Source organism: Cellulomonas sp. PSBB021 (assembly GCF_002240455.1).
Taxonomy (GTDB): Bacteria; Actinomycetota; Actinomycetes; order Actinomycetales; family Cellulomonadaceae; genus Cellulomonas; species Cellulomonas uda.
This window is the reverse complement of record NZ_CP021430.1, coordinates 2,860,883-2,874,412: the sequence shown is the minus strand read 5'-3', so window position 1 is coordinate 2,874,412 and position 13,530 is coordinate 2,860,883. Positions and strand designations below refer to the sequence as shown.

Below are 13,530 nucleotides of genomic sequence, written 5' to 3'. Positions count from 1 at the left end.
CCCGTGCGTCAGCCGTGCAGCGGGAGCGTCAGGGCTGCGTCGCCGTCGGCGGTGACACGGACCGGGACGCCCCAGTCCTGCGCGTTGAGGTGGCACGCCGGGTACTCCACCGCGGGGTCGTCGTCGCACGACGCGGCGTGGGCCGTGACGTGCAGGACCCCCTCGCCGACCGCCGGGTCGAGCACCAGGGTGCGCTCGAACGGCACGTCGTCGCCCGCACCCTCGAGCAGCAGCGTCGGTGGGGTCGACGAGACCTGCAGGCGCGTCGAGGGGCCGAACCGGTCGTCGTACTTCTGCCCCGTCGCGGGCGTGAACACCACGTCGAGGCGCACCCGCGGCGCGAGGTCCGTGACGGGCCGCTGCGTGCGGTGCGAGCCGCCGTCGACGGTCGCGTCGACCACGCCCGTCAGCGCGACCCGCGTGACCCGGTGGGCTGCGGACTCGACGACGAGCAGCACCGCGTCGGTACCCTCGTCCAGCACGACGAGGCCGCTCGGCTCGGCCAGGCCCGTGGCGATCGTCGTGACCTCGCCCGGCTCGTCGTCGGTGCGCGACGGGACGTAGCGGCGGACCGCGCCGTTGTACGTGTCGGCCACGGCCACCGAGCCGTCGGGCAGCACGGCGACGCCGAGCGGGTGCTGGAGCCGTGCCTCGTCGGCCCGCCCGTCGCGGTGGCCGAAGTCGAACAGGCCTTCGCCGACGACCGTGCGCACGGTGCCGTCGCCGATCGTCGCGTGCGTGGGTGTGACGACGCGCAGCGCGGAGGTCTCGGAGTCCGCGAGCCAGATCCGCCGGTCCGGGCCTACGGCGAGGCCCGACGGCTGCGCGAACCACGCCTCCGGCAGCGGGCCGTCGAGCAGGCCCTCGTTCATGGTGCCGCCGACGTGCGCGATCGAGCCCTCCTTGTCGTCGAACGCCCACAGCGTGTGGTTGCCGGCCATCGCGACGACGAACGCGCCCCACTCCTGCGACCACGCGACGTCCCACGGCGACGAGAGCCGCACGGCTCGCGCGGGCCCGGCGAAGCCCGCCCCGGTGCCGCCGCCGAGCTCCGCCGACACGTTGTCCGACGCACCGACCATCAGCTGCTCACCGGTCCCCGCGACGGTCGTCACCGTGCCGTCGTCGAGCCGCACGCCGCGCAGCGCGTGGTTGACGGTGTCCGCGACCAGCACGTCGTACCCGAGCCACGGCCGCAGCTCGTCGGGCACGAGGCACAGGCCGTTCGGCTCGCTGAACCGCGCCTCGTCGGGGCCGCCGTCGACGAGCCCGCGCTCGCCCGCGCCGATGCGCCGCACGAGCGTCTCGCCGTCGGCCTCGAGCTCGGCCAGCGAGTGGTGGCCCGCGTCGGCCACGAGCAGGTGCCCGTTCGGCAGCGCGACCGCCTTCGCGGGGAACCGCAGCGTCCCCGGCGTGGCCTGGGGCGGGACGTACGGTCCGGACCCGCGGTGCAGCGTGCCCTTCGCGTCGTGCTCCGCGACGAGCTCGCGGACCAGCACCTCGAGGTTGTGCCGGTGCCCCTCGCCCGCCATCTGCGCGACGACGTACCCCTCCGGGTCGATCACGACGAGGGTCGGCCAGGCCCGCGCGGCGTACGCCTGCCAGGTGTGCAGCTGCGGGTCGTCCAGGACGGGGTGGTGCACCTCGTACCGCTCGACCGCCGCCGCGAGCGCGACCGGGTCCGCCTCGTGCACGAACTTCGGAGAGTGCACGCCGATCACGACGAGCACGTCGGAGAACTCGGCCTCGAGCTCGCGCATCTCGTCGAGAACGTGCAGGCAGTTGATGCAGCAGAACGTCCAGAAGTCGAGGACGACGACCTTGCCGCGCAGGTCCGCGAGCGTCACGTCCCGCCCACCGGTGTTGAGCCACCCGCGGCCGACGAGCTCCGACGCACGCACCCGGGGCAGCCGCCCCGCCTTCACCTCAGTCACCCCCCCATTCTCACCGCTCCCACGGCTGCCCCCCGCCGACCCCGCCGACCCCGTCGTTCCTCCGGCTCTGACACGTCGATCCCGGAGCGACCACGGTCTCGTCGTCCGTCCCCGCCCCGACCCCGCGGTTGCTCCGGCTCAGCGGTCGCACACCCGGAGGAAGCGCGGGGTCGCGGACCACCCGTGGGGAGGGATCGCGGGGCGGGGGTGGTCTGCCACGATCGGCTGCATGAGCGTGGGCTTCGTGCTCGGCGGCGGTGGCGTGCGCGGCGCGGTGCAGGTCGGGATGCTGCGGGCGCTGTTCGAGCGCGGGATCGTTCCCCAGGTCGTCGTCGGGACGTCGATCGGCGCGATCAACGGCTCCGCGGTGGCGGCGGACCCGACGCCGGCGGTGGTCGAGCGGCTCGCGGAGGCGTGGGCGTCACCCGCGGCCGCGGCGGTCTACGGGGACTCGTGGCCCAAGCAGCTCGCGCGCCTCGCGCGCTCCCGCACGCACCTGAACGACCCGAGCCCGCTGCGTGAGCTGGTCGCGGGCATGATCGGCGCGGACACGCGGTTCGAGGACCTCACGGTGCCGCTCGCGGTCGCGGCGGCGTGCATCGAGCGGGCGGCCGAGAAGTGGTTCGACTCGGGCCCGGTGCTGCCCGCCGTGATGGCGTCCGCGTCGGTGCCGGGGATCCTGCCGGCCACCGAGATCGACGGCGAGCACTACGTCGACGGCGGGCTCGTGAACTCGATCCCCCTGTCGGAGGCGTGGCGGCGGGGTGCGACCGCGGTGTACGTGCTGCAGGTCGGGCGGATCGAGGAGCCGCTGACCAACCCGGACCGGCCGTCGGACGTCGCCCGCGTCAGCTTCGAGATCGCGCGGCGGCACCGGTTCTCCCGCGAGGTCGACGAGGCCCCGGAGGGCGTCACGGTGCACGTGCTGCCGAGCGGCGGTCCGACGAAGGGCGACGACAAGCTCTCGTCGTACAAGCGGATGGACACGGTCCGTGCGCGGATGGACGCGGCCTACGCGGCGAGCGGCGCCTACCTGGACGGGCGATGACCGACCAGGGCGGTGCGCCGATCTGGCGGCTCCCGCCCCGCTGGGTGCGCCGCGTGGTGCTCGCCCCGCTCGTCGTGCTGCTCGCGCTCGTCGTCCTGCCCGTGGGCGTCCTGCTCGCGGCGTTCGTCGGAGCGGTGATGACGTGGCTCCTGCCCGGCCGGCTGCGCCTCGTGCGGGCCGTGTGGATGGCGGTGTTCTACCTGTACTGGGACGCGGTGGCGCTCGTCGTCGCGTTCGCCCTCTGGGTGGGCAGCGGGTTCGGGTGGCAGCTGCGGGCGCCCGCGCTCCAGCGCGCGCACTACGTGTTCGCCGCGCGGATGCTCGACGTGCTGTTCTGGCAGGTGCGCTGGACGTTGCGGCTGCGCATCGTGGTCGAGGACGCGGACCTCGGGCACCTGCTCGAGGGCGGCCGGTCGTCGTCGCGAGCCGCCACGCAGGGCCGGGGGACTCGTTCATCCTCGTGCACGCCCTGCTCACCCGGTTCGACCGCGAGCCCCGCATCGTCCTGAAGGACACCCTGCAGTGGGACCCCGCGATCGACGTGCTGCTCAACCGCCTGCCCACGCAGTTCGTCACGCCCCGCAGCGCGCGCCCCGCGGCCGGACCGGGCATGTCCGACCTCGTCGGTGACCTCGCGCGCGGGCTGGACCACGACGACGCGCTGCTGATCTTCCCCGAGGGCGGCAACGTGACCCCGCGTCGCAGGCTCGGCCGCATCGAGGCGCTGCGCCGCGCCGGCCGCACCGAGCTCGCCGCGCAGGCCGAGCAGATGGCGCACGTCATGGCCCCGCACGCCGGCGGCCTGCTGTCGGCGCTCGACGCGGCCCCGCAGGCAGGTGTCGTGTTCATCGCGCACACCGGCCTCGACCGGCTCGTCACCGTCGCGGACATCTGGCGCGAGCTGCCGATGGACAAGGAGATCGTCATGAAGGGCTGGTCGGTGCAGCCGGACGACGTCCCGCGCACGACCACCGACCAGGAGGCCTGGCTGTTCGACCACTGGCGCCGCATCGACGAGTGGATTGCCGGCCGTCAGCAGTAGCGCTGCCGCGGCAGGGCAGTCCGGTCCGGTCCGTTCGAGGGACAGGTGCACGGCGGGCGTCGCACGCCCCACCCGTTCGGGCGCCCGCATCACCCGAATGCCGCCCGGCGCGGGGGTCCCAGGGCGATAACTTCCGACCAACCGACCCAACCAGGGGGAAATCATGGTCTACCGCCCACGTCTCCGCGCCGGCATCGCCGCGCTCGCCGCCACGATCCTGGGGCTGACCGTCCTCGCCTCGCCAGCTCAGGCAGCCGCTCCTGCGAAGCCGACGTCGCTGACGGTGACCCGGTCGGCGTCCGGCGGCTACCAGCTCTCGTGGCCGACGGTGTCGGGCGCCACCGGCTACACCGTGTACCGCCAGACGCCCGTGCGGCAGGAGCAGTCCGGGCATGGCTGGCTCGTGGTCGGCTCGACGTGGACGACGGTGGCGACGCTCGGGAAGGTGACGTCCTACCGCACTTCGGACCTGCTGACGTCCGAGGTCAACGCCACGTACGCGTCCGGTCAGTTCGCTGTCGCCGCGCGGAACGCGTCGGGGACGGGCGCGAAGCGCGCGGGCATCGCCGGCTGTGCGTCCGGGTACTTCATCTCGGCACGCGGCTCCAACCAGAACCCGACCTCGCCGTCGACGAACCCGTCGGCCTACGCGAGCGGTCTGGGTTCACGGGGCCTGGCGGTCTACGAGGACGCGCGCAAGCGCCTCGGCCTGACGCGCAGCCAGTTCCAGGCGAACATGGTCAACTACCCCGCGGTGAACCCCGCGAACTGGCGCTCGCTGGACCTCTCGTCGTACTACGGGACTTCGGTCACCATCGGGACGAACGACACGTCGAACCAGGTCAACCGGATCATCGGCGCGTGTCCGAGCGCGCGCATCGTCCTGTTCGGCTACTCGCAGGGCGGTCAGGTGGTCGGCAACGCGTTCCAGGGCCTCACGACCGCCGCGAAGAAGCGGGTCACGCAGGTCCATCTGTTCGCCGACGCCCGCCGCAACTCGGCGGACGCCGGGATCTTCCACCGCCCCATCATGGCGGCGGGTGACAACGGGATCGCCGGTAAGCGAACGACCTTCACGGGCCTCACCGACAAGCTGCAGGTGAACAGCTGGTGCTGGAGCGCGGACGACATCTGCAGCTGGGACAAGGTCGGGCTCACCGTCCACGGGAGCGCGTACGACTGCTACGAGGACTGGGTGGCGCACCACATCGCCGCGCGTGCGAAGAACAAGGGCTGGCGCTCCGCGGCGAGCACGACACAGCCGACCTGCTCGATGAAGATCTGAGCCGGGCGCGCCGTCAGGCGCGGTCGAGGAGCCAGATGCGGGGGTGGTGGCCCTTGGCGTAGACGCGCACCGGGGGGTGCGCGCGCCACAGGGCCGCCGCCTCGCGCACGGCGGCCTCCATGACCTTGACCTCGTGCGTGAGCACGACGAGCCGCGCGCCGGGTGCGGAGGCGGCGTGCGCGGCGCGCAGCAGGCCCGCGTGCACCGCCCGTGCGTCGGCGTGCGAGCCGTGCAGCGTGCCCCACGGCGGGTCGGCGAGCACCAGGTCGGCGGGCTCGGTCGCGGGGCCGGTGGGCCACACCGACGGGTCGAGCGCGTCGGCCCGCACGAGCGTGACCTGGCGGGTCAGCCCCGCGGCCTCGAGGTTCTCACGCGAGGCGGCCAGCGCGTGCTCGTCGAGGTCGATGCCGACGGCCCCCGCGGCTCCCCCCGCGAGCAGGCGCTCGACGAGGAGCGTCCCCGAGCCGCACATGAGGTTGAGCACGCGGTCCTCGTCCCGCACGCCCGCGAGCCGCACCATCGCGGCGGCGATGGTCGCGTTCGCGGCGCCCGGGAAGTCCGCCACGCGCCAGGACCGGGCGGACAGCGGGCGCGGGCCGACGCGCACGAGCACGTCCCAGCCCGGGTCGGTCCGCTCGTCGCGCCGCGCACCGCGCCGGACCTTGACGACGAGCTCGCCGTCGGTCGCGTCGTGCTTGAGGCCCGTCGCGCGCGCGAGCTCGTCACCGAGCCGCGCGAACACCGCCGAGTCCGCGCCCGCGGCCTCGAACCGGAATGTCGACGACCCCGCGACGCGCAGCGACGCGTACGCCGCGTCGACGATCCTCTGCAGGTGCTCGCCCGACAGCAGGGACTTGGGGCGCGGCACGTCGTGGTGCAGGACGACGAACGCCGCGACGGCGGTGCGCAGGCGGCGCACCTGGGCGAGCCGGTCGCCGGGGAGGTCGACGACGAGGGCGTCGTCCCGCCCCGGCACGGGGCGCGGGTCGACGGCGAGGACCTCGCGCACCTCGTCGGCCAGGACGTCGCCCAGCCCGCCGAGGAACGTCAGCTCGACGCGCGTGCGGCGCGGCGACGGAGGGCTCGCGACGCGCGCGGGCGCGGGACGGCGGCGGCCCGACGAGCCCGCGCGGCCCGACGAGGGTGCGCGGTCCGACGAGCCCGCGCGGCCCGACGAGCCCGCGCGGCCTGCGGAGGCGTGCGGGCGGCGGCCTTGCTGCGGCACGCGGGTCAGGCCGTGAGCGCGGCGGGCACGCGCTCGTCGGACGAGGTGGTGACGTCGTCGTCGGAGGCGGTGGCGGCCTCGTCGGCCACCGGGGTGCCCGGCAGGACCTGCACGCCGACCGCCCGCAGCACGAACGACTCGGTCTGCACGATCGCGCGCTCGCGCTCGGGCCCGTCGTCGGGGACGCCACGGCCCGACAGGCACGCGTTGACCAGCGGGACCGTGGTGTCGAGGTCCTGGTCCGGGAAGACGCCGGACGCGATGCCGTCGGAGAGGATCTCGCGCAGGATCCGCTCGACGACGACGACGTGCTCGCGCACGCGCGCCTGCGTCTGGCGGGACAGGACGCTGCGCAGCTCGGGTCCGGGCGCCAGGTGGTAGATGCGCTTGAGCTGGATCTGCTGGCTGACGTAGGTGCGCAGCCGCTCGACCGGGTCGTCCAGGTCGTCGAGCGCGCGCTGCAGCGTCGCGGCGTACTCCTCGGTCTCGTTCGTGATGAACCCGACGAGCAGCGCCTCCTTGTCGGGGAAGTGGTTGTAGACGGCGGTGCGGCCGACGCCGGCGGCCTGGGCGATCTCGGCGAGGGTGATGGCGTCGAAGCCGCGCTCGGCCATCAGGGTCGACAGCGCTGCGAACAGCTTCTGCCGGGTCTGCTCGCGGTGCTCGTGCAGGGACCCGCCGATGATCTTGGGCATGCTGACAGCATGACACAACATGTCAGATCCGCTTCACGCGCCCTGTGCGCGAGCGCGTAGCCGCGGCGTCCTGGGGTGGATGCGTGTCGGGGGTCGCATCTAGCGTCGGGGGTCGAGCGACGTGGCGCGGCACGGGCCGGCACGACGAGACGAGGACGAGGGTGACGACGTGGTGCTGATCGGTGCGCACACGCGCGGTGACGACCCGGTGGCGGCCGCCGCCGAGACCGGCGCGCAGGCGGTGCAGGTGTTCCTCGCGGACCCGCAGGGCTGGAGGAAGCCCGTCCCGCGCGAGGACGCCGACGCGATCGTCGCGAGCGGTCTCGGGGTGTACGTGCACGCTCCCTACCTGGTCAACGTCGCGTCGACCAACAACCGCATCCGGATCCCGAGCCGCACCATGATCGCGCAGCACAGCGCTGCGGCCGCGACGCTGGGCGCGCGCGGGCTGATCGTGCACGGCGGGCACGTCGGCGCGGGGGACGACCTCGCCGTGGGCGTCGAGAACTGGCGCAAGACGTTCGAGCGCGCCACGTTCCCGGTGCGCGTGCTCGTCGAGAACACCGCGGGCGGCGAGAACGCGTGCGCGCGCACGCTCGACGCCATCGCGCGGCTGTGGGACGCGATCGGGCAGTACGACGTGGGCTTCTGCCTCGACACGTGCCACGCGTGGGCGTCGGGCCTGGACCTGGAGACCGTGGTCGAGCAGGTCACCGCGATCACCGGCCGGATCGACCTGGTGCACGCGAACAGCTCGCGCGACGAGGCGGGGTCCAACCGGGACCGGCACGCGAGCTTCGCGCACGGCACCATCCCGCCGGAGCTCATCGCGCACGTGGTGCGCGAGGCGGGCTGCGACGCCGTCGTCGAGACCCCGGCCGAGGGCCAGGCCGAGGACATCGCGTTCCTCAAGGCCGCCCTCGCCGGCTGACCCGCGCGACCGACCGGGGGCGGACCGGCACCGTGGCAGAGAAGGGTGCGAGAACGGCGGTGGACCCTCTCGTCGTCGAGAGGTCGCGTTGCTAGCGTGCGGGGGCATGAGCGAACCCGACACGATCGTGCCCGACGAGAAGGACTGGACCTGGGTGCTGTACGAGCGGTGCGGCGAGTGCGGGTTCACCGCCGCGGACGTCGACCCGCGGCACATCGGGCCGACCGTGCGGGACCTGCTGCCGCGCTACGTCTCCGCGCTCAGCCGCACGGACGCGCGGGAGCGCCCGGCGCCTGCGGTGTGGTCGGTGCTCGAGTACGGCGCGCACGTGCGGGACGTGTTCCGCATCTTCGGTGAGCGCCTCGCGCTCATGCTCGAGCATGACGACCCGCTGTTCGAGAACTGGGACCAGGACGCCACGGCCCTCGCGGACCGGTACGACCTGCAGGACCCGTCGGTCGTGGCCGACGAGCTGGTCGAGGCGGGCGAGGCGACGGCGGCGGCGTTCGACGAGGTGCCGCACGACGCCTGGGAGCGGACGGGCCGCCGGTCGAACGGCTCGTTCTTCACGGTCGGGACGCTCGGGCAGTACTTTCTGCACGACGTGGTGCACCACCTGCACGACGTCCGCGCCTGACGCGCGTCGTCGCCGGGCGCGCGTTATCCACAGGCTTACCCACACCCGTGGGTATCCGCGCGTACGGGCTGTGGACGAGCGCGCGCCGACCGGTGGACGAGACGCTCCGGAGGGTGGACGGCCGGTGGACGACCGGGCGAAACGTGTCACTCGCACCAAGTGACACGGACGAAACACAAGCGCAGCATCCGTGCCCTAGCGTCCGCTCCCATGAACGTCACGCTGCCCGTCGAGCTCACCGACCAGCACGTTCTCGCCCTGCCCCAGGGCACCGACCTCCTCGCGCTCGCGCGCGCGTGGTTCGCGGACGCCGCATGGGAGCGCGAGCCCGCGACCGCGGCGCCCGTCGCCCGGCCGATGACGGGTGCGCGGTTCCGCGGGATCGTCGTGCAGGACGCCCCGAGCGCGGTGCCCGGCCGGCTCGCCGTGGGCGGCGCGGTGTTCGTCGGGCCGCGTCCCCTCACGTCCGACGAGGTGCGCGCGACCGGACTGCGCGCCGGCGAGGCGCTCGACCTCTACGGCGTCGAGGGGCCCGCCTCGCCCCAGCTGAGCGCGTGGTGCACGGCCGCCGCGCGGCACGCCGGCGGTCTGCTCGTGCCCGCGTCGCGCACCGACGTCGTCGTCCCCGACCCGCAGGGCGCCCCCGGGCTGACCCTGTGGTCGCCGGTCCCGCTCGCGCCGCGCGACGTCCTGCCGCTCGTGCGTCCGGCGATGGTCGGGGCGCGCGTCTCGCCCACGGAGGTCCCGACGCAGGTGGGCGGCGGGCCGCAGGAGTGCGCGGTCACGGCCGTCTTCGACTACGACGGCACGGTGACGCTGCGCTCGGCGCGGTCCGACGACGTGCCCGCGGTGCTCGCGACCCTCGACTGGCGCGAGTACGGGCCGTGGGCGTACCACGTGCGCTGGCGGCCCGCGGACGGCGAGGACCCCGACTCGTCGCTGTCCGCGATCGCACGTCAGCGCGTCGCACCGACGATCGCGCGCGTCACGGCGGCGCTGTGGCGTGCCGCGGGCGGGACGGTCGTCGACGAGGGGGGCTTCGTCGTGCGGTCCGACGAGGTCACCCGCCGCGCGGTCCCCCCGCGCTGATCACTCGAACGCGGGCGACCCCGCCGGCACCAGGTCGACCTGCACGGACAGCTTCGAGCCGCGACCCTCGGTGAAGATCACGCCCCGCAGCGGCGGGACGTCGTGATAGTCGCGGCCCCAGCCCAGCACCACGTAGCGGTCGTCGACGAGCTGGTCGTTCGTCGGGTCCGCGTCGACCCACCCGGCCCCCGGGACCCACACCGAGACCCACGCGTGCGACGCGTCCGCGCCGCGCAGCTTCTCGCGCCCCGGCGGCGGGAGCGTCTCGATGTACCCGCTGACGTACCGCGCGGGCACCCCGTGCAGCCGCAGCGCCGCGATCATCAGGTGCGCGAAGTCCTGGCACACGCCCGCACCCTGCGCGAGGAGCTGCCGCTGCGTGGTGTGCACGGTCGTCGACCCGGTGCGGTACGTGAGCTCGTGGCGGATCCGGTGGCACAGGTCGACGAGGACGTGCGCGAGCGGCCGACCGGGCACGAACGACGGCTCGGCCCACGCCCGCACCTCGTCGACGAACGTGACGTGCGTCGACGGGAGCACCATCTCGCGGACCTGCACGAGCACGTCGGAGGAGAACGCGGCGGCGGCCGAGCCGGTCGCCACGGCCTCGGCCGCGTCGTCCCACGCGACCTGCGGGAGCGCGCCGGCGTCGGGGCGGCCGCGCGTGATCTCGATGGTCGAACGGGCGGTCACGACGAGCGTCGTGTGCGGCTGCGTGACCGCGTAGAACGTGGTGCGGTTGCCGAAGTAGTCGTGCTGGACCGCCGTGTCCGCGGGGGCGGGGTCCACCTCGACGTGGCTGGTCAGGACGGTCTGACCGGGCAGGTCCCGGGGCGTCATGACGGTCCGGCCGTAGGAGTCCGTGACCTCCTGCGGGTAGGTGTAGGTCGTGCGGTGCACGAGGTCGTACGTGCGGCTCACGGCACCTCCTCCTCGTCGCCCGCGTCCCACGGGTCGTCGAGGGCGCGCGCCGCGACGGGCCGCGCGAAGTGCACCGCCTCGATCTCCTCGGCGAGCGCGAGCAGGCGCCAGTGCATCGAGTCGAGGAGCTCGGCGAGACGCGTGCGGCGCCCGTCGTCGTCGGTCGTGGCGGCGGCCGCCGGGTCGAGCTCGGCGACCAGGTCCCGCACCTGCGCGAGGAGCCGGTCGCGCTCGTCCGTCGGCCGCGCGCGCATCGGGATGCCCGCGAGGTCGCGCTCGAGGCGGTCGAGCTGGAACGCCAACGAGCGCGGGTTGCTCTCGTCGAGCAGCAGCAGGTCGAGCACCGCGGGGACGCCCGTGTGGTCCCCGTAGCGGCGGCGGAACGTGATCGAGGAGTCGTGCGCGAGCACCACCGAGTCGACCAGGTGCGCCTCCACGGTGCGGGTGAGGGGCCCGACGAGCGTGCGGCGCAGCGACGCGACCACGTGCTGCGCGCGCTCGAGCCGACGGCCCGCGTCGAGCAGGTGCCAGCCGACGTCGCGCACGAGCCCCTCGGCGACCGTGCCCGCGACCGCGAGCAGCCCCTCGAGCGTCCGGTCGAGCACCGGGCGCAGGCCCGCGGTGGCGGCGCGCGCGTCGTCGACACCCAGGTCGAGCCCACCCTCGGGCACCCGCTGGCGCGCACGTTCCGCGCGCAGCGCGCGCTCGATGCGCGCGAGCGGGCCGAACGTGTCCGTGGAGAGCTGGTCGCGCACCGCGGCAGCCGCCTGGCCCAGGCCGCGCACCGACGCGGCGATCGAGCCGTCGAGGCCGCGCTCGAGCGTGAGCTCCCGCAGGGTCGGTGCGGGGGCGTCCGGGTCGCGCAGCGCGACGACGAGCACGGCGAGCGCGCGGCCGCCGGCCGAGCGCGGCCGGCCGTGGAAGTCGTCCCACCGGTCGACGACGACCCGCAGGTCGCGCGCCTGGTCCTCGGCGCGCTCGGCGTAGCGGCCCATCCAGAACAGGTTCTCGGCGGTGCGGGAGGACACACCCAGTCGCGTGCGCCGCGCGGCGTCGACCTCGGTGACGCCCTCGGCCGCGTCCGGTGCCGCATCGCCCACCGAGCCGGAGAGCACCCACACGTCCTTCGCGACCGCGCCCGTGCGTGAGGACACCACCGGTCCGTGCGCCACCCGCGCGAGCCCGCCCGCCATGACCGTGTACGAGCCGCGGTGCGCGACCGCGAACGTGCGCAGCACCCCGACGCCCGGACCGTCCGGCCGCGCGACCTCGTCGGACGACACGGGCTCGACGACCGCGCCGCCGCCCACGCGCGCCTGCCCCGCCCACTGCCACGGCTCCGCGGCGATCCGCGCCGCGAGCTGCTCACGTGCCGCGGCGTCGAGCGTCCAGCCGAGCACCGCGTCCTGCTCGCGGGACAGCGGCAGCACGACGAGCTCGTCGAGGTGCGCGAGCACGTGCGACAACGACGACGCCTCGCCGCACCACCACGTGGGCGCGGACGGCAGCAGCAGGTCCTGGTCGAGCACCGTGCGCGCGAGCCGCGGCAGCGCCGCCAGCACCGCGGGGTTCTCCAGCACGCCCGAGCCCAGCGGGTTCACCACCGACAACGCACCGCCGCGCACCGCGCGGACCAGGCCGGGGACGCCGAGCCGTGAGCCGGAGCGCAGGTCGAGCGGGTCGCACCACGCGGCGTCGACGCGGCGCAGCAGCACGTCCACGGGCTCCGTGCCGCCCAGCGCGCGCACCCACAGCCGCCCGTCGCGAACCACCAGGTCGGACGCCTCGACCAGCGGCAGGCCGAGCATCGAGGCGAGGTAGGCCTGGTCGAACGCCGTCTGCGAGCCCGGTCCGGGCGTGAGCAGCGCGATGCGTGGCGCGCTCGCGGACGGCGGCGCGACGTCGTGGAGCGTCTGACGCAGCGCGCGGAAGAACGGTCCGAGCCGGGCGATCGGGGTCGCGCGGTAGACGCCGGCGAGCACCTGCGCGACGACGCGCCGTCCCTCCATCGTGTACCCCGCGCCGGAGGGCGCCTGCGTGCGGTCGGCCAGCGACAGCCACGTGCCGTCGTCGTCGCGTGCGAGGTCCGTCGAGGCGAGCACGAGCTCGCGACCGCCCGGCAGGCGCAGGCCGTCGACCGCGCGCAGGAACCCGGGGTGCGCGACGACGGCCGTGGGCGGAAGGACCGTGTCCGTCAGCAGCCGGCGTGCGCCGTACAGGTCCTGCAGCACGGCGTCGAGCAGCTCGGCGCGCTGCGTGATGCCGGCCTCGAGGCCGGCCCAGTCGTCCTCGTCGAGAACGACGGGTGCCGGGTCGAGGCGCCAGGGCTCGTGCTCGTCGGCTGCGCCGTACGTGACGCCGTGGTCCGCGAGCAGCGCCTCGGCCTCGGTGCGCGCCCGCTCCAGGTCCGCCGTCGAGGGCGCGTCGGCCTGCTCGGGCAGCCAGTGCCACGCCGGCGCGCCGGGGGGACCGGCGGAGGAGAGCGCGTCGATCACCTGTCGAGTCTGACGTACGCCCAGGCAGACCGGCCGTCGTCTCGCATCGTGAACGCGCCGAGGTGATTACTTGACTGGTTCCGTCTGGATTACGCAAGGTTGCCCCGTGGGGCCGGCCGTCGGGGGACGGGCCGGCCCCTCATCACATCCCGCCCCGCCACAGCCCCGACGCCACCGCAGCACCCCACCCACCCCCGGCCAACCCCCACCCGCCGACCCCGCGCGTGC

Annotated in this window: 12 protein-coding genes; 7 read left to right on the top strand and 5 right to left on the bottom strand. The window is 74.7% G+C overall.

Going from position 1 to position 13,530, the window contains the following annotated elements:
* Positions 1–8: 8 nt before the first annotated feature.
* Positions 9–1,934: an NHL domain-containing thioredoxin family protein gene (locus CBP52_RS13260; RefSeq protein ID WP_232514494.1), complete on the bottom strand. Its 1,926-nt coding sequence runs from the start codon at positions 1,932–1,934 to the stop codon at positions 9–11.
* 229 nt (positions 1,935–2,163) lie between these two features.
* On the opposite strand from CBP52_RS13260, the gene CBP52_RS13255 reads away from it, so the two are divergent.
* From CBP52_RS13255 to CBP52_RS13245, 4 genes are all read left to right on the top strand, one after another.
* The gene (locus tag CBP52_RS13255; protein ID WP_094181352.1) at positions 2,164–2,982 is read left to right on the top strand and encodes a patatin-like phospholipase family protein; all 819 of its coding nucleotides are present in this window, start codon (positions 2,164–2,166) and stop codon (positions 2,980–2,982) included.
* Positions 2,979–3,491 carry a hypothetical protein gene (locus tag CBP52_RS18340; protein ID WP_232514493.1) on the top strand — a complete coding sequence of 171 codons (513 nt, stop codon included), beginning with the start codon at positions 2,979–2,981 and terminating at the stop codon, positions 3,489–3,491. The genes CBP52_RS13255 and CBP52_RS18340 overlap by 4 nt, the downstream gene beginning before the upstream one ends.
* Positions 3,437–4,024: a hypothetical protein gene (locus CBP52_RS18335; RefSeq protein ID WP_369826355.1), complete on the top strand. Its 588-nt coding sequence runs from the start codon at positions 3,437–3,439 to the stop codon at positions 4,022–4,024. The genes CBP52_RS18340 and CBP52_RS18335 overlap by 55 nt, the downstream gene beginning before the upstream one ends.
* 163 nt (positions 4,025–4,187) lie before the next feature.
* Positions 4,188–5,309 (top strand): cutinase family protein, encoded by a 1,122-nt coding sequence (locus CBP52_RS13245; RefSeq protein WP_094181351.1) that lies wholly within the window; start codon positions 4,188–4,190, stop codon positions 5,307–5,309.
* 13 nt (positions 5,310–5,322) lie between these two features.
* Here CBP52_RS13245 and CBP52_RS13240 read toward each other — a convergent pair whose 3' ends face one another.
* Both CBP52_RS13240 and CBP52_RS13235 read right to left on the bottom strand, forming a co-directional pair.
* Entirely contained in the window at positions 5,323–6,534 is a 1,212-nt protein-coding gene (locus tag CBP52_RS13240; protein ID WP_094181350.1) for an RsmD family RNA methyltransferase, read from the bottom strand.
* A 5-nt stretch (positions 6,535–6,539) separates the two neighbouring features.
* Positions 6,540–7,229 (bottom strand): TetR/AcrR family transcriptional regulator, encoded by a 690-nt coding sequence (locus CBP52_RS13235; RefSeq protein ID WP_232514491.1) that lies wholly within the window; start codon positions 7,227–7,229, stop codon positions 6,540–6,542.
* Between the two features lie 169 nt (positions 7,230–7,398).
* Here CBP52_RS13235 and CBP52_RS13230 point away from each other — a divergent pair, with 169 nt between their 5' ends.
* The 3 genes from CBP52_RS13230 (at position 7,399) to CBP52_RS13220 (ending at position 9,886) form a co-directional block, all read left to right on the top strand.
* Entirely contained in the window at positions 7,399–8,160 is a 762-nt protein-coding gene (locus CBP52_RS13230) for a deoxyribonuclease IV (RefSeq protein WP_094182380.1), read from the top strand.
* Positions 8,161–8,266: 106 nt separating this feature from the next.
* Positions 8,267–8,797, top strand: coding sequence for a DinB family protein (locus CBP52_RS13225; RefSeq protein ID WP_094181349.1), 531 nt, complete (start codon positions 8,267–8,269; stop codon positions 8,795–8,797).
* Between the two features lie 210 nt (positions 8,798–9,007).
* Positions 9,008–9,886: a hypothetical protein gene (locus CBP52_RS13220; RefSeq protein ID WP_094181348.1), complete on the top strand. Its 879-nt coding sequence runs from the start codon at positions 9,008–9,010 to the stop codon at positions 9,884–9,886.
* Here the strand turns inward: CBP52_RS13220 and CBP52_RS13215 are convergent, their stop codons facing one another.
* Together CBP52_RS13215 and CBP52_RS13210 are read right to left on the bottom strand one after the other, a co-directional pair.
* Positions 9,887–10,807 carry a transglutaminase family protein gene (locus tag CBP52_RS13215; RefSeq protein ID WP_094181347.1) on the bottom strand — a complete coding sequence of 307 codons (921 nt, stop codon included), beginning with the start codon at positions 10,805–10,807 and terminating at the stop codon, positions 9,887–9,889. It abuts the gene before it with no gap.
* On the bottom strand, positions 10,804–13,302 hold the full coding sequence (locus CBP52_RS13210) for a circularly permuted type 2 ATP-grasp protein (protein ID WP_232514490.1): 2,499 nt from the start codon (positions 13,300–13,302) through the stop codon (positions 10,804–10,806). Before CBP52_RS13210 ends, CBP52_RS13215 begins: the two co-directional genes overlap by 4 nt.
* Positions 13,303–13,530 lie beyond the last annotated feature (228 nt).